The 16,320-nt window shown below is 65.4% G+C and carries 14 protein-coding genes and 1 pseudogene; 7 read left to right on the forward strand and 8 right to left on the reverse strand.

Features of this window, described 5'->3' with window-relative positions; translation table 11 throughout:
• The first annotated feature begins 219 nt into the window (after nucleotides 1-219).
• From ABW16_RS04585 to ABW16_RS04605, 5 genes are all read left to right on the forward strand, one after another.
• Complete coding sequence (locus ABW16_RS04585; protein ID WP_200900615.1) at nucleotides 220-1,311, forward strand: AurF N-oxygenase family protein; 1,092 nt, start codon at nucleotides 220-222, stop codon at nucleotides 1,309-1,311.
• A 97-nt stretch (nucleotides 1,312-1,408) separates the two neighbouring features.
• A complete protein-coding gene (locus ABW16_RS04590; protein WP_047318121.1) occupies nucleotides 1,409-2,176 on the forward strand; it encodes a phthiotriol/phenolphthiotriol dimycocerosates methyltransferase in 768 nt (255 codons plus the stop codon).
• A 176-nt stretch (nucleotides 2,177-2,352) separates the two neighbouring features.
• The gene (locus ABW16_RS04595) at nucleotides 2,353-3,711 is read left to right on the forward strand and encodes a cytochrome P450 (protein WP_047317950.1); all 1,359 of its coding nucleotides are present in this window, start codon (nucleotides 2,353-2,355) and stop codon (nucleotides 3,709-3,711) included.
• A complete protein-coding gene (locus ABW16_RS04600; RefSeq protein ID WP_047317951.1) occupies nucleotides 3,708-4,538 on the forward strand; it encodes an SDR family NAD(P)-dependent oxidoreductase in 831 nt (276 codons plus the stop codon). Before ABW16_RS04595 ends, ABW16_RS04600 begins: the two co-directional genes overlap by 4 nt.
• A 70-nt stretch (nucleotides 4,539-4,608) precedes the next feature.
• Nucleotides 4,609-5,421, forward strand: a complete 813-nt coding sequence (locus ABW16_RS04605; RefSeq protein WP_047317952.1) for a phthiotriol/phenolphthiotriol dimycocerosates methyltransferase — start codon at nucleotides 4,609-4,611, stop codon at nucleotides 5,419-5,421.
• 40 nt (nucleotides 5,422-5,461) lie between these two features.
• Here the strand turns inward: ABW16_RS04605 and ABW16_RS04610 are convergent, their stop codons facing one another.
• Together ABW16_RS04610 and ABW16_RS04615 are read right to left on the reverse strand one after the other, a co-directional pair.
• Nucleotides 5,462-6,247: an alpha/beta hydrolase gene (locus ABW16_RS04610; protein ID WP_047318122.1), complete on the reverse strand. Its 786-nt coding sequence runs from the start codon at nucleotides 6,245-6,247 to the stop codon at nucleotides 5,462-5,464.
• 87 nt (nucleotides 6,248-6,334) lie between these two features.
• Nucleotides 6,335-7,135: pseudogene (locus tag ABW16_RS04615) on the reverse strand (SDR family NAD(P)-dependent oxidoreductase); the annotation flags it as partial.
• Nucleotides 7,136-7,293: 158 nt separating this feature from the next.
• Here ABW16_RS04615 and ABW16_RS04620 point away from each other — a divergent pair.
• Nucleotides 7,294-8,376 (forward strand): PE-PPE domain-containing protein, encoded by a 1,083-nt coding sequence (locus tag ABW16_RS04620; RefSeq protein WP_230987101.1) that lies wholly within the window; start codon nucleotides 7,294-7,296, stop codon nucleotides 8,374-8,376.
• Between the two features lie 91 nt (nucleotides 8,377-8,467).
• On the opposite strand, the gene ABW16_RS04625 is transcribed toward ABW16_RS04620, so the two are convergent.
• From ABW16_RS04625 to ABW16_RS04645, 5 genes are all read right to left on the reverse strand, one after another.
• Nucleotides 8,468-9,817, reverse strand: a complete 1,350-nt coding sequence (locus ABW16_RS04625) for a hypothetical protein (protein ID WP_047318124.1) — start codon at nucleotides 9,815-9,817, stop codon at nucleotides 8,468-8,470.
• Nucleotides 9,818-10,057: 240 nt separating this feature from the next.
• A complete protein-coding gene (locus ABW16_RS04630; RefSeq protein WP_052956788.1) occupies nucleotides 10,058-11,626 on the reverse strand; it encodes a hypothetical protein in 1,569 nt (522 codons plus the stop codon).
• Nucleotides 11,627-12,015: 389 nt separating this feature from the next.
• A complete protein-coding gene (locus tag ABW16_RS04635; RefSeq protein WP_047317955.1) occupies nucleotides 12,016-12,735 on the reverse strand; it encodes a nitroreductase family protein in 720 nt (239 codons plus the stop codon).
• Nucleotides 12,728-13,231: a DUF2505 domain-containing protein gene (locus tag ABW16_RS04640; protein WP_047317956.1), complete on the reverse strand. Its 504-nt coding sequence runs from the start codon at nucleotides 13,229-13,231 to the stop codon at nucleotides 12,728-12,730. Before ABW16_RS04640 ends, ABW16_RS04635 begins: the two co-directional genes overlap by 8 nt.
• Before the next feature lie 22 nt (nucleotides 13,232-13,253).
• Nucleotides 13,254-13,934, reverse strand: a complete 681-nt coding sequence (locus tag ABW16_RS04645; protein WP_047318125.1) for a flavodoxin family protein — start codon at nucleotides 13,932-13,934, stop codon at nucleotides 13,254-13,256.
• A gap of 292 nt (nucleotides 13,935-14,226) precedes the next feature.
• On the opposite strand from ABW16_RS04645, the gene ABW16_RS04650 reads away from it, so the two are divergent.
• Nucleotides 14,227-15,057, forward strand: coding sequence for a class I SAM-dependent methyltransferase (locus ABW16_RS04650; RefSeq protein ID WP_047317957.1), 831 nt, complete (start codon nucleotides 14,227-14,229; stop codon nucleotides 15,055-15,057).
• Here the strand turns inward: ABW16_RS04650 and ABW16_RS04655 are convergent.
• Entirely contained in the window at nucleotides 15,050-16,306 is a 1,257-nt protein-coding gene (locus ABW16_RS04655; RefSeq protein ID WP_047317958.1) for a phthiocerol/phthiodiolone dimycocerosyl transferase family protein, read from the reverse strand. The two genes, ABW16_RS04650 and ABW16_RS04655, sit on opposite strands and share 8 nt — an antisense overlap.
• Nucleotides 16,307-16,320: the final 14 nt, after the last annotated feature.

Raw genomic sequence — 16,320 nt, forward strand, 5'->3', positions numbered from 1 at the left:
TATGTCGCTGTGCGCGCAGGTCAGCCCCATTTTCGGGGGTCCCGCCGCGGCAAGATAAAGTAATGGCCGCCGCCTGATACCAACATGATGCCGATCACACTCAAGTGAACGGGCAAACCTTACTGTTTTGCCAAACTTGACGGTAAGCTTCGGCTGTCCCACCCCAGGATGGGTGCGACTCTGGGGGCCAGGGGGCCCGGAATTTAGAGGATGGTTCCAATGCCGACCGTCGTGATCGACATCTGCTGGTTGCTGGCCGGCATTTTGGCGATCGCCTCGGTACCCTATGCCGGTTTGTACCTGGTCAGACGCTTGAAGAACGCCATGTACGTCGGGGACGACGTCTCTTACGGAGAAACGTTGGCGACGCTGTCCGAAAGCTCGGTGCGACGCAACTTCAACCCGTATGTCGACATCGACTGGAATGATCCCGAACTCGCGGTCAAAGCGGATGACCCCCGCTGGGTGCTGTCGGGAGCGGACCCACTGGGCCGCCACCCCTGGTATCAGGCGCAGCCCCTGGAGAAGAAGATCGCGATGGGCATGTGGCGCCAGGCCAACATGGCCAAGGTCGGTGTGCAGTTCGAGGGCATTCTGGTGCGGGGCCTCATGCACTACACGTTCTGGGTGCCGAACGGCTCGCCGGAGTACCGCTACTGCCTGCACGAGTGCATCGAGGAATGCAACCACACTCTGATGTTCCAGGAGTTGGTGAACCGCATCGGAGTCGATGTGCCCGGTATGCCGCGGTGGCTGCGGCTGCTCTCCCCATTAGTGCCGCTGTACGCCGGGCCGTTGCCCAACTCGTTCTTCTTCGGGGTCCTGGCCGGCGAGGTCCCGTTCGACTACCTGCAGACCCTTGCCCTTCGCGAAGAGGACAGCGTGCCCGCGATCATCCGGCGGATGATCGGCATCCACGTCGCCGAAGAGGCACGGCACATCTCGTTCGCCCACAAGTACCTGGAGCGGCGGGTGCCTCGACTGTGGTGGAGCAGCCGGTTCTTTCTCTCGCTGTACGTGCCCGTGGTCATGCGGATGCTCGGCCAGGCGATGGTGGTGCCGCCCCGCAAGTTCTTCCGCGAGTTCGGTGTTCCGAAGTCGGCGCGCAAGCAGTGGTTCTTCGGTACTCCGGAAGCACGCCAGACGTGGCGGGACATGTTCGCCGACGTTCGGATGGTGTGCCACGGGCTCGGACTGATGAATCCCGCCGCGCGCCTGATGTGGCGCATCTGCAAGATCGACGGAGCGCCGTCGCGGTACCGCGGTGAACCGCAACGGGCGCAGCTGCCGGTGCAACTCACCGAGGTCTAAAGCCCGCTTCCAGCTGTGCCATACTTTCGGTATGGTGCGTTCCCCATCTGAGACCTTGGAAAAAGTCGGCGCCGATCTGGTTTACCGCATCTCGGCGATGCCGCTGTACAAGAAGGCCTTCAAATACTGGTACCCGTTCATGACCAAGCGGATGGGACACGACGACGTCGTCTTCCTCAACTGGGGCTATGAGCAGGACCCCCCGCTGGGCCTGAAGCTGGATGAGGCCGACGAGCCGAACCGGTACTCGATCCAGCTCTACCACCAGACCGCCACCCAGATCGACCTGACCGGCAAGAAGGTGCTGGAAGTCAGCTCCGGCCACGGCGGCGGCGCATCTTTCCTGGCTCGGACCCTCAAGCCCGCCTCCTACACCGGCCTGGACTTCAACCCCGACGGCGTCGCCTTCTGCCAGAAGCGTCACCAGGTGCCGGGCTTGGACTTCGTGCAGGGTGACGCACTGAACCTGCCGTTCGGCGACAACTCGTTCGACGCGGTGGTCAACGTGGAGGCCTCGCACATCTACCCCGACTTCGCGCAGTTCGTCCGTGAGGTGGGACGGGTGCTGCGTCCGGGCGGGCACTTCCTGCACACCGACTTCCGCGCCAAAGAGGACATCGAGTCCTGGCAGCAGACCTTGGCCACCCCGCCGCTGCGGCTGGTCAACGAGCGCGACATCAGCCGGGAGGTCGTTCGCGGCCTGGCGGCCAACTCGCCGCGCTCCAACGATCTGATCAACGAGCGGATGCCGTTCTTCCTGCGCCGCTTCGCCCGGGAGTTCGCCGTGGTGGAGGGGTCGCTGTTCTACCGCGACCTGGACCGGGGCGAGATCACCTACCGCATTTTCGACCTCGTCAAGGACTGAGGACGCCGCGTCGAAGCGCCGGAGCGGATCGGGACTGACGTCCCGGTGCTCCGGCGCTTCTTTGGTGACCGACGTCCCTTCAGGCGACGGAGGCAACCGGGTTAGGGTGGCGGCTACTGGCCGATCGCGGGCCAGTCGCGCTCCCAACCCGACGATCGTGATGAGGGGCTTGCCAGATGGATCAGAAGGACCTGACGCGTCGGCTTCGTTTTCGCGCCAGTCTGCTCAAGATCGGCACCGACGGGCTTATCGGGGTGGTCCGCGACCGGGCGACCGCCTACCGGTACGCCCTGACCGGCCGCGAAACCGCGCCGCTGACCGACTTCGACCCGTTCGCGCCCGAGACGATGCACGACCCCTACCCGGGATATCGCACGCTGTTCAACGGTCCGAAGGTCTGGTACAGCCGCAAGCGCGGCATCTGGATCATTCCGGGCTATGACGAGGTCCGGCAGGCGTTGCGCGACGACGAGGCGTTGTCCTCGGCGGAGAGCCAGGCCCGGTTCCGGGTGCACCTGCAGACTATGAACGCCACCGACCCGCCGGTGCACACCCGGCTGCGCCGGTCGGTGTCGCGGGCGTTCACTCCCCGGGCGATGAAGTCGTGGGAGATCAACATCAACCGCGCCGCCGACGAACTCGTCGCCGCGATGATCAAGCGCGGGCGCGTCGAGATCGTGGCCGACCTGGCCAAGCCGCTTCCGAACCGGTTGATCACCATGATGCTGGCGATACCGCAGGAAGACCGCCACCAGTTCCTGGAATGGGCGGACACCATCAATGAGGCCGCGTTCGCACCGCTGAACCTGCGCGGGATGACGATGAACATGCGCTCCAGCCAGGCGGTTGCCGCGATGTACCGCAGCCTCTACCCGATGATCAAGGCGCGCCGCGCTGAGCCCGGCGACGACCTGATCTCCATGCTGGCGGCGCCCAGCGGGGACGACACCCTCTCCGACGACGAGGTGTTCTGGACCGCGTCGATGCTGGTCGGCGCTGGCAGCGAGACCACCACGAACCTCATCTCGGGTCTGTTTCTGACGCTGGCGCAGCGCCCGGACGTCTACACCCGGCTGCGCGAACACCCCGAGCTGATCCCCGCAGCCATCGAAGAGCAACTGCGGCTGGTCTCCCCGGTGCAGGGGTTCTACCGGACCGCGACCCGCGACTATCGGGTCGGCGACCACACCATCCCGGCTGGTGCGCGGGTGCTGGTGCTCTACGCGGCCGCTAACCGCGACCCGGCGCACTACCCGGATCCCGACACGTTCGACCTGGACCGCAATCCGACCGACCACCTCGCCTTCGGTGGCGGCGCGCATTACTGCCTGGGCACCCATCTGACCCGCATCGAAGTGAGCCGGGTGTTGACGCAGCTCATCCCCCATGTCAAGGCCATCAGGCTGGCCGGGGAGCACCGCCACCTGGTCAATGCGACGATGCGCGGCCTGGAGCACCTGCCCGTCGAGCTGGTGCCGGCCGAGGCGGGCGTGGACCCCGCCGCCGCACCGTCCGGGCACACCGGCACCCGATGAGCGGCCAGCCGGTAGCGCTGGTCACCGGAGCGACGAGCGGGATCGGCGAGGCGACCGCCGACCGGCTGCAGGCCGCCGGCTACCGTGTCTTCGCGGTGGGACGCAATCCCGAAGCGCTGCAACGCCTTGCGTCACGCGGGCTGATCGCGCGCGCCCTCGATGTCACCGATGAGGCCGCGGTGGATCGGCTGGTCGCGGAGATCACCGCGGACCACGGCGGGGTCGATGTCCTGGTCAACAGCGCGGGATTTCCGCTGACGTGTCCGCTCGAACAAGTGGCTCTCGATGACTTGCGCAGCCTGTTCGAGACCAATGTGGTTGCGACACTTCACTTAATCCAGACAGTCCTGCCGGGAATGCGCCGGCGCAGGTCCGGCGTCATCGTCAACATCGGCAGTACCGGCGGGCGGTTCGCCAGCCCGGGAGCCGGTGGCTACCACGTGATCAAGTACGGCATGGAGGCGCTGTCGCTGTCGTTGCGCGCCGAAGTCGCCCCGTTCGGGGTGCGGGTGGTGCTGCTGGACCCGACCGCGGTGCGGACCCCGTTCGTCACCTCGCAGCAGGAGGCGCAACCGTCCTACGCCGACGATGATCCCTACCGCAGCTTCAAGATCCACTACGCCGACAACACCCGCCAGCTCTCTGCCAAGCGCGGCGTGATGATCGAGCCAGATGTCGTCGCCCGTGCCGTGTTGCGCGTGGTCCGGGCCAAAAATCCCAGACCGCGCTACGTGGTTGGGCTCTCCGGCAAGGCCACCGTGCTGGCGCGAGCCGTGTTGACCGATCGGATGTGGGACCGAATCGTGATGCGCGGTCTACACGACTGACTACGTCGCCGTCGGCGACCCGGGCACGGCGGGGTCTCCAGAATCGTGAGATACTTTTTCGATGGTCACGATGAACCGCCTGATCTTCAATCCGGTATCCCACCGCGTCATGACGAACCCGTTCGTCTACCACCTGTTGTTCACGTCGTTCGTGACCAAGCGGTTCTCTACCCAGACCAAGATGCTCAGCGGCGACGACTGGTTGTTCCTCAACTACGGCTACGAAGAGGACCCGCCGATGGCGGTGCCGCTGGAGCCTTCCGACGAGCCCAACCGGTTCTTCATCCAGCAGTACCACCGCACCGCCGCCCTGGCTGATCTGGCCGGCAAGAAGGTGCTTGAGGTGAGCTGTGGTCACGGGGGCGGCGCGTCCTATGTGGCCCGCACCTTCAAGCCCGCCTCCTACACCGGCCTGGACCTCAACGAGACCGCCATCGAGTTCTGCCGGGAGCGCCACCAGCTGCCCGGGATGGACTTCGTGCAGGGCGACGCCGAGAACCTGCCCTTCGAGGACGGCTCGTTCGACGTGGTGTTCCAGGTGGAGGCATCGCACCTGTACCCGCACCCGGCACGCTTCTTCAACGGCGCGGCACGGGTGCTGGCCCCCGGCGGGCACTTCCTCTACACCGATTTCCGCCGCCGCAGTGAGTTGGCCCAGTGGGACGCCGAGCTGGCCGCCACCGGGTTGCGGCTGGTGGTGCAAGAGGACATCAGCATGGACGTGTTGCGCGGAAACGAGAAGAACTTGGCCCGCAAGCAGGACATGATCGCCCACCACGGCGGTCTGGCCCGCTTCGCCAGCGCCGCGACCGACTGGACCTTCAACGGCGCCCTGAAGAACGGCGAGTTCGTCTACCGCCTGTACCACTTCACCAAGGACTAGGCGGCGGGCCGATCAGGCCCGACGACTCTGTAGACGGGCCTTACAGTCCGCGGGCACCGAGCCAGCGGTGAATGCGTTCGGCCACGGCCTCCCAGCCCGGTTCGAGCATCATGTTGTGGCCCATGCCTGGAAAGAACTCGGCCTCGGTGCCGTAGGCATGTGCGGTGGCCTGCACCTCTTTGCAGGTGTGCGCACCGTCCTCTTCGGCGCCCAGCACCAGCAGGGGCGTGTTCACCCGCTTCGGACGTGGCAGGTTGAGCATCAAGCAGTCGACGCTGACTCGCGCGCTGTCCTCCTGAAGCCGTGCCGCGCATTCCAGCACAGCGTGCTCCGGGGTGGTCTCGGAGAAGAACTTCTCCCGGGCCAGCTCCGGTGTGTTGATGTAGGGCAGCGCCTTTCCGGTGACTGCCATCTTGATGGCGTGCCACGGCCGATTGCGCAGCCAACGCAGACTCGACCCGTAATTGCCCTGCGGGGGAATCGAGGCCATCAGGACCCCGGCCGGCGCCGGCCGGCTCTCCAGGTACTTCTGCACGATCAGCCCGCCCATCGAGTGACCGATCACCACCGGAGGGACCGGCAGCTCGTCGGCGACCGATCGGACATCTTGGACGTAGTCCTCGACACTGCAGGTTCGCAGCGGCTTGTCGTTGGTGCTGCTGCCGTGGCCGCGGAAACTGACTGCCAGCGCGCGGTAGCCGAGATCGGCGAAATATCCGAGGAAATTCTCGTCCCAGCACCACGCGGCGTGCCACGCACCGTGGACGAACAGCAAAGGAACAGGATGGGCCTCGCTGACGCAGCCCTTATCGATCACCTCAAGCACGACACTGCTCCCCCTGTCCAGCGACCTGCCCCTGACTGACTTCGACGATAGCCCGGCCTTCCCCGTCCCGGCTTTACGCGTCGACAGTGGCGTGCGCCGTGCCAGCAACGGTAGCAGCGGGCCGTGCGGCACGACACGGTAGACGCCCACGAGCAGCCGATTCGCCCATCCCGGCGTCACCCGGCCCCGCCCTGCGGCCATGCCGTCGACGGCCGCCCGGGCAACCTGGTCCACGGACTTCCACATCACTGCGGGCAGCACCCGCCTGCGCTCACCCGCCCGGAACCCGGCCGCGACATCCAATCCGGTGTCCACCGGTCCCGGGCACAACACGGTGGCGGTGACACCGGTGCCCCGCAGTTCGCTCCGCAAACTTTCGGTGTACGACGCCACGAAGGCTTTGGCGGCGCCGTAACTGGCCTGGCCCGGCAGCGGGCCGAACGCGGCAACCGATGACACATTCAGCACGGCGCCGCGTCCCCGCGCGACCATGCCCGGTAGGAACCGGGTGCACAGGTCGACGACAGCGGCCACGTCAATCTCGATCAGGCCCAGTTGCCGTTCCGGCTCCGTCTTCGCGACCAGCCCCACCATGGCCACACCGGCGTTGTTGACCAGCACATCCGGCACCAAGCCGAGATCGGCGATCCGACCCGGCATTGCGGCTCGCTCGGTCGGGTTGGCCAGGTCCGTGGGCAGCACGTGTACCGGTGGCAGGTGTAGCGCGCTCAGTTCATCGGCCAGGGCGTGCAAGCGGTCGGCGCTGCGCGCGACCAGAATCAGCTGGTGGCCGCGCCGCGCGAGCTCGCGTGCCATCGCCGCACCGATCCCCGATGACGCGCCGGTGACTATCGCTGCGCGGTCGTCGCCGGGAGCTGGAAGAGCCACGGGCTCAGCCTATCTCCCGTGGCGTCTGCGGCCAGCAAACCCGCGCCGGCCGACCAGCGCCTATGGGTATGCCTAGGGTTTGGGCACCTCGGCGCGCGCTGGGTCAAACTCCTGTGTACGCTGACACGAGCATGTGTCTGAGATAAATGGGGGATCAGATGACGCATTCCAGCTATCGATGGTTGACGGCCGGTGTTTTGGCCGGGGGCTGTGCCGGCCTGATGGGGCTGACCTCGATGTTCAACGCATCGTTCGCTTTTGGGGAGAGCAACGGCACGGCGTTGATCATGGGCTACGTCCTGACGCCCGATCCCGGGGCGGTCTACGACCAACGGGTGATGGACCTGTTCATCAATCCCGCCAATCCGTTTCCGGGGCAGTCGGTGTATCCGGGTTACACCCCGGTCGTCGAACCGCTGAATCCCTCCGATTACCAACAGAGCCTTCTCGACGCCGCCAAGACCCTGAACCAGGACATTGCGCGTCACCTGGAGGACGGGCCGGTGACGGTGTTCGGCGTCTCCTCGACCACGGCGATCGCCACTCAAGCCATGATCGACCTCGCCCAGGCCGGCGCGGGCGTACCTGACCCGGCGAATCTGCATTTCGTGCTGGTCGAGGATCTGAACTCGCCCAACGGCGGTATCTTTACCCGCTTTCCGCTCGACTTCGGCAGCCTCCCGCCCACCCCCGTCGATACGCCGTACACCACCGACATCTACAACTTCGAGTACAGCGGCGCCACCGACTTCCCGAAGTATCCGTTGAATCTGCTGGCGCTGGCGAATTCGATGATGGGCTACCTCTATCTGCATCCGTACCTGATCACCGGCTACCCCAGCTCTTGGGACCCGAGCGCGATGGCTGACGCGGTGAAGCTTCCGATGTCCGAGGGGTATGACGGTGACACATCGATCTACCTGATCCCGACCATGAACCTGCCGCTGCTCGAGTCGGTGCGACAGTTCCCGTTGTTCGGGCCGGCGATGGCCGACTTGATTCAGCCCGCGCTGCGGGTGCTGATCGACCTGGGCTATGACCGCTCTGATCCCGCCGATATCGTCACCCCGATGTCGTGGGGCATGCCGAGTATCGACTGGGACCTGGTGTCGCAGAATCTCCAACTCGGTGTCGAGCAGGGCTGGACGGCCGCACAGGTCGACTTGGGTCTGCTGCCGCAGTCCGCGCTGCCGGACCTCTACCCCTACCTGCCGGACCTGTCGGGTCTGATCGGCACCTAGCACGCAGATACGCCGCTACCGCTGGGCGTCGCCGAATCTCAAGCCGCCCAAGGCCGTTGGATACCGGCTGGCCTGTGGGCGCTGCGAGCCCCTACTCCGGGGTGACGTTGAAGATGGCGTCCCACAGACCCTGGATGTCGAAGGGCCCGATGATCCCGGAGTTGTCGAAGATGTTGTACCAGTAATCACCGAAGAAGGCCTGAAGCTGCTCGGGTGTGGGCAGGAAACCGGTGGTGTCGATGACCGGGTCGGGCGGCAGCGGGTTCTTGATGTCGAGCAACACGGTGCCCAGGCGCCACAACCACGCCTGCGTGTCGATCATCTCTGGGTTGGAGATGTTAGCGGTGCCCTCGTCGTAGGCGTCCATCCATTCGCCGATGACGGGGTTGCCCGGCCACAGGTCGTCCACGATCTTCACCAGCCAGTAGAAGCTGGGGGTGTTCCAGTCCTCGGGGTTGAAGATGTTGCCGCCGGGCTCGGGAAGCAGGCACGGCCCGGGACATAGCGGGCTGCCCGGGATGAACGGGTTGAAGGCCAGCAGGGATGAGGCGATCAGCGACTGCAGTGTGCGCGCGAACTCGATCGGGTCTGGCAGGTTGAACTTGTCGACGTCGAACGGCTGCATCAGGCTGTCGAAGAAGTTGACGAACGGCGTACTGAAGTCCATCGCGTAGTAGCTGCCCGCCCATGGCATCAGTGGGGCGTCCGGGTCGATATTGGGGTAGTCCTCGGGGTTCAGCCCCAGTTCCGCCAGGGTGCGAGTGCCCTCCCAGTAGTACATGTCATTGGCGTAGCCGATGTTGACCATGCCTGGCCCGTTGGGGTCGAAGTAGAACTCGTTGCCGTCCGTCATGTCCGAGAACGGGATCTGGAACCAGTTCTGGATCAGCGGGAAATTCTGCAGGCCCAGAGCGATCAGCACGCTCCAGAGGGACTGGTCGATCCAGGTGAAGCCGGTGAGCGGGCTGGTCGGCATGGCCGGCAGGCAGTCCAGACCCGCACAGCTCAGATCGATCGGAATCTGAACATTGGCCAGCATGGACAGCTGCTGTCCGAGGCCGGGGAAGAGTCGGTCCCCTTCATGACCGGCGCCGGAGATCTCCGGGAACGGGAACATCATCTGAAGGATGCCCTCGAAGTGCCCCATGTCGCCGGGGTCCTCGCCCCAGGCGTTCGTCGGACTTCCGGCCATCCACGGGCCGCTGTAGAACAGCGACTTCGCCAGCGTGTCCATCGCGTGGATCTCGTTCGCCGGAATGTTGACCAGTGCCTGGAACAGGTTCAGCGGAACGTTCAACAGTGATTCGCCGGCGCTGAGCTGCGGATCCAAGTGCACCGTGGGCAGCTCTGGAAGCGCGGGCGCCCCCGGAGCGACGGCGATGAGTCCAGCGGTGGTGACAGCCAGCCCCGCGGAAAAGTACGAACGCAAGGCTGCAACCATCCCGATTTCCTCCAACACGCTAAAGTAAGTACCAACGCGGCTCGGCCGCGTACGGTTCATGCAATCTACCAAAGTGTTACCTGAGCGCAAATCGAGAGTCACATGTCGGCAATCGATGTAGACGCTGTATTTGGCATGAGAACGATCGGGCAATCGAGGCGCTAGCGCCCCGAAACGCACGGCAGCCCGGCCGTGTGAACTGGCCGGGCTGCCGTGAGGTCGCGCTGACGCGGAGTCGATCTAGAAGGGGAACCAGCTCGCGAGCTCGCTCCACAGCGCGTCGAGATCGGTGACGAGTCCGCCGCTCGGGTCGAGGAACCGCAGGAAATCGTCCCAGAGCAGCAGCGAATTCTTGCCGCCGAAGTCACCGATCTCCTGCTCGTCCAGCGGCAGGTCGGGGTTCCAAGTCGGCGGCATGTAGTAACCGGTCTCGGGGTTGATCGGCCACGGCCCCAGCAGGCCCGGGTCGGTCAAGATCCCGCCATTGACGGCCAGGGCCGGCAGATAGGGGTTGATGTCCGCGAGCATGTCGATGATCTGGTTGTGGGTGTCCGCGTCGAAGGTGAACATCCCGGTCTGCAGAGCAGAGATACCGGCCAGGATCTGCTCGTCGGTCCCGCCGTTGGCATTGCCGACGGCGTTCTCCCCTGTCTGCTCGGTCAGGTCGATCCACTGCTGGATCAGTGGGTTGGGGGCGCCGATGGCCTGGATCGACTTGACGAGGTCCAGGCTGGTCACTCCCCACGGCGGGGCGATCGGCGGCATGTTGCACAGTCCCGGGCACAGCGGGCTGCCGGCGACGTACGGGTTGAAGTCGACCACCATTCCGGCGATCAGCGCCTTCATGGCCTGGAAGACGTCGTCGGAACTACCGAAGTGGAAGCCGGTGAGCGGGTCGTCGCCGTTGACGCTCCAGTCGACCGGCTGCATCAGGCTGTCAAACCACCGCCCGAGGGGCCCGAACGGGTCCAGCTTGAAGGTCAGGCCCGCCCACGGCATCAGATTGACCTGGTTGCCGTAGTCGTCGAGGTAGACGCTGCCGTCGGGATTGAGGAGCGGATGCGTGCCCGGGTAGCCGAACCCGGGCTGGGCCTCGCTGCCCGGGACCGCGTCCATCGGTGAGCCCGGCACGGCCCCGCCCTCACCCACGCCGGCATCCGGGTTGGCGATGCCGCCGGAGGTCGGGTTGTCGGGGTCACTCCACGGGCTGTCCGGGAACTTGTAGCCGTTCAACATGTCCTGGATCGGCACCTTGAGCCAGTACTTGAACAGGTCCAGCTGATTGTCGTCGTTAGGGAAATTGGTGAACTTCAGGAAGAAGTTCAACGTCGCGTCCAAGCCGGTGATCCCGGTGATCGGCTCGACCGGAGACATCGGGTAACACTGGATCGAGTCACACGACGCGCTGATCGGCAACAGGGCCGCGGCGAACATCGCGAACTGCTGGCCCCAGCCCGCCGTGCCGTTGGCCAACGCATCCGGATCGATCGCCGGGTCGAAGGCACCGGAGAGCTGCGGGGCGAACGGAAGCATGAAGTCCATGATCGCCATGAAGTGGCCCGGGTCGCCCGGGTCCTCACCCCAGATATTGGTGGCACTCGGGGTGAACCAGTTGCCGGTGAAGAAGAACGAGTTCGCCAGGACGTTGGTGGCCTGCACCTCGTTGTACGGGATGTTGACGAAATCCTGGAACAGGTTGAACGGAATGTTGAGGAATGAAGCCTCAGCCGCCAGCTGCACCGCCCGCTCGGCGGCGGTCAGATTCGGAATCCAGGGCGCGACCGGCGAGACCGGGGTAACCGCTGCCACGGCCGTCGCAGCGGCGACGGCGGCTCCAGCTGTCGCGTACCGGCGCTGGGGCGCCGTCAGGCGGGTACCGGCAGTCGCGGATCGACGCTGTGGCACCGCACGATGCGCGCCGGCAGTCGCGGATCGGCGCTGCGGGATGGCCGCCGGGCCCCCGGCAATCGCGAATCGTCGCTGCGGCACCGCTCGATGCGCTCCGCCCGTTGTGTACCGACGCTGACGCGTCCCCCCATTAATCACACATCCCCCTCATAGTCCCCCACGGACCGTGACAGCATATAGGTGCCGCAGCCGTGGTGTCTAAGCGAGCAGTGATTAACTTACATCACTTGGGGAATGTTTTCCGCTCAGTTCCACGTAATCTTGCGCAAAGGCTGATCAAAAGCTCGCATTCAGCTATCTCGCCACGCGAGATCGCCATAGCCGTTGAGATGAGCGACCTCGCCGACCGGCTTGCGGGTGGTCGGGCCGTAGCGACCACGGGGCCAACCGAGCGGCACGATGCAACAGGGCGTGACCGCGTGCGGCAGTCGCAGGATGCGCCGCACCGCACGCTGATTCCACAGCGGAAGGGTGATCAGAGACGCTCCCAAGCCCATCGCACGGGCAGCGAGAAGCAGGTTCTGCACGCTCGGGTAGATCGATCCCCAGTAGGCGGATTCCGCGATGTGCGGCATGCGCACCACCGGCAGTCGGCCCTCCCGGGCCCCCAGCCGCAGGCAGGCCACCACCAACACCGGCAGTTCGGCGAAATGGTCGATCTGCCACTCCATTGCCCGTGCAATACCGGCGATCGATTCATCGGTCTTGATTTTTCGCCGCAATACCACGTCGCGCTGAATTTTCCACGCCTGCCGATAACGTTTCGCCAATTCTTCCTTGACGCGGCGGTCCTTCACGACGATGAATTCCCAGTTCTGTCCGTCATTTCCGGTGGGGGCGCGCAGCGCCAGCTCGATGCACTTGAGCACCACCGCGTCATCGACCGGATCGGAGTACACCCTGCGTATCGCGCGCTGGGTCATCATGGCCTCCGCCAGCGGCATGTCCAGCCGGGCCAACGCCTCGGCCGTTGTCGGCACGTGAGTGTAAGTGAACTTGGATTCAGGCATTTTCACCCAGCCAGGTCGTGGTGAAGCGTTGGATCTCCGGAATACCTTGCGCGAATTCACGGGCAAGGAAGGTCTCAATTGGACCACCCACTAATGGCACTTTGAACCGGATCGTGCCAGTCAGCGCCAGCCTCGAGCCGGTGCCGTCGCGCTCGAGCACCGCGGCTCCGGTGCCCGACCCTGGGGCGCCGGTCACCGCGACGGCGATCTCGCCATCGACCCGGCCGTCGCCGGCCGGCGTCCACACCTCGGTGGTGACGATGTTGAGGTCACCCCGATACACCTTGGCCAACATGCCGGGTAACGCGCCGTGGCGCAGGTCCTCGGTCACCACTACCTGAACCCGGCCGGCCGTGTCGACGTCCAGGGAATCGAGGGTCTTGCTTCCGCCAAAGGCCTCAAGCCGGGCCAGCCAATAGGAGCGGTCCCCGAAGGCACCGTGTACCTGCTCGACGGATGCAGGCGAGGCGAATGTCACCTCAAAGGAACGGGGCATGACTGCTGGCCTCTCATTTGCCTCATTTGCCGAACAACCGGCTCACCAGGCCGGCGGCGAACTTGCGGACCTTGTCGAGCTGCTCGGGCTGGACGTTGGTGGGCGGCAGGCGCAGCCCCAGGTAGCGCTCCCGGTAGCGGCCGCTGCCCAGGTAGCTGGTCAACGCAAGCATCGAGCGCAGCGGGTCGCCGGGATAGGTGAGGTGAATCTCGTCCTGATAGCGACCGCCGCATTCCTCGCCCAGCCGGCACACCTCGGCGTAGTTCTCCTGCCAGAACTCGCGGCATACGGTGAACACCACGAACGGCTTGCCGTCCAGCAGCTTGCGTGCGTCATCCGATTTCAGGAACGACCTGATCGGCATGGCGGGCGCTTTCCACCAGGTCGGCGAGCCGATGCAGATCAAGTCGTACTCACCGTCGCGCACCGCGTCGGGAGTGCGGATCTCCCCCGTCTCGCCCCGCTGCTGCGCCTTGAGCACGCTGAGCATGTCCGGCCACACCCGGCGCAGCGGGAACTGCGCGAAACGCTGGGAGTAGTGCGGGTCGGTGAATTCGATACCTGCTTTGACCACCTCGCAGCCCCGCTGTGCGAACACCTCGCCGGCGGCCTCGAGGACCTTGAGGGACTGCCCGGAGAAGCTGTAGTACAACAACAGGATCCGCGGCGCTCGCCCGCTCCGCTCGCTGGACTCAACAGCCATCTGTGCCTCCTGATTCATGCGACGGTCCCAGCTTCGGCTCTCCTCCGTCGAGCCTCGCTGAACCGCCGGGTTCATGCGACGGTCCCAGCTTCGGCTCTCCTCCGTCGAGCCTCGCTGAACCGCCGGGTTCATGCGGCGGTCCCAGCTTCGGCTCTCCTCCGTCGAGCCTCGCTGAACCGCCGGGTTCATGCGGCGGTCCCAGCTTCGGCTCTCCTCCGTCGAGCCTCGCTGAACCGCCGGGTCCGACCGTGCGGTGCATCGACTGCCCGTCAAGCGTATTAGGCTCGCCGACGTGGCAGACAAGATCCCCGTCGACCTGCACGGCGCCGCGGCAACCATGCTGACGACGCTCTACCTCAAGGCACTCGACGCCGATTTCGACTCCCCCGTGCTGGGTGATCGGTACGCCAGAGAGGCGGTCGAGCGCATCGACTTCGACTGGGATGCCCTTAAGGCTCCCGGCCGCTGGGCTCCCCTGGTGACGGTGCGAACCGCCCAGTACGACATCTGGGCGCGCCAGTTCCTGGCCAGCCACCCGGATGCGACCGTCATTCACCTCGGCTGCGGTATGGACGCCCGGGTCTTCCGGATCGATCCAGGGCCCGAGGTGGCCTGGTACGACGTCGACCAGCCACCGGTGATCGCGCTGCGCAAGCAGGTTTACCCCGACCGGCCGGGTTACCACCTGGTGGCGACGTCGGCGACCGACCCGTCGTGGCTCGACGATATTCCCACCGATCGCCCGGTCCTGCTGCTGGCCGAGGGCATCAGCATGTACCTGTCCGAGGCCGACGGTGTGGCACTGCTGCAGAGCATCGTCGACCGATTCCCGGCCGGCGAACTGCAGATCGACTTCTACAACTGGTTCGGGATCAAGACCCAGAAGACCCATCGGTTGCAGCGACAGTCCGGCGCCACCCTGCACTGGGCCGTCAACGATCCCAGCGACATTCTGGACAAGGTCACCGGCATTCGGCTGCTGGCGGCGGCGAATTTCTTCGATGCGGAGACCTTCAGTCGGGTCCCGGCCGGGTTCCGGCGTTCCAGCCGCCTGGCTCGGGCGGTGCGGCCGCTGCGCGGAATGCTGCAGTACCACCGCTACGCCTTCGGCCCGGTCAGCTGACGCCGGCGGCGTGCTGATCGGCGATATCGCACAGCAGCGCGCGAATCGCCTCCACCGAGCGCTCCGGCGCCGGCCCGTGGGAGTGGTATTCGATGTTGAGCTGCCCGGAGAAGATCTGGGTGAAGTAGATGTCGATACCGGCGCTCACCGCGAAATACAGCTCGCCGTGTGTGGTGGTCACCTCTACCCCCGGTGGTGTCCGCACCGGGGGAACCAGACCGTTGTTGCTCAGTACGACGACGTCGGGCAAGCCCGGCGGGTTTCCCACGTACTGCGGGCTGAAGTGCAACCGGGACTGTTGGATCACGCCTTCGTCGAGGTCCTTCTGGAAGTTCGTGGCGATGTCGCGAGCCATCTCGACCAGGTCGGTCTTGGCGTCGACCTCGGCGAGGTAGGTGGCCAGCCCGATCGGGTTGGTGCATCCGGTGGCCGAAACCGGCGGTGACAGAAAGTATCTCAAGTCAACGGTGTAGACGTAGGGCACCGGGATACTCAGCTTGCCGCGCAGCTGCCATTCGGCGATCAAAACCGCGGCCGACAGCACCGCGTGCAGGCTGAGGTCGTGGGCCCGGCCGAACGCGACCACGTTGTCGGTCTGGCTTTCGGTCAGCCGGCACGACGCCATCGGCACCAGCACCGGCGACGACGGCGTCTCCTGTCCGACGGCCCGCCGGGTGGGCGGTAGGTCGTAGGCGAACAGCGCCGGCATGAACCGCTCGATCCCGGAGCGCTGCTGCTTCTCGATCCCCCGATCGGCCAGCACCGCCTCGATGGACAGCGGAGCGGGTTCGACGTTGATCGCACCGATCCGGCCGGTGGTGACCAGGTCGGTGTAGAAGGACAGCATCTCTTCGATCAGCGCATACATGTGGTGGCCGTCGGCGACGGCATGGTGCACGTACAGCGTCGGCTGGGCCTGCCCGTCGCGGATGATCACCCGCATCGCCACCAGCGACTCCGTCTGGTCGAAGTGCGGGGCGGGTGGCTGCGCGTCGGGCCCGTCGAGTTCGATGACCTCGATGCCGTCGGGCATCAGGTCGTCGGTGACGAACTGGTGGCGCCCGTCGGGCAGGCGCTCCAGGCGCCCGGTGAGGATCGGATGCGCCTCCAGCAGCGCCTCGTAGGCCTCCGAGAGCAAATCGATGTCGACCGGACCGGTGACGTGTGCGGCGAGGCCCACGAAATTGTGGGTTTCGGCCAGCATCTCCTCACTGATCGCCAGCTTCCGAATGACCGACGTGGCAAACACTTTCGGTTCTCTCC

The organism is Mycolicibacter heraklionensis, from assembly GCF_001021505.1.
Lineage (GTDB): Bacteria > Actinomycetota > Actinomycetes > Mycobacteriales > Mycobacteriaceae > Mycobacterium > Mycobacterium heraklionense.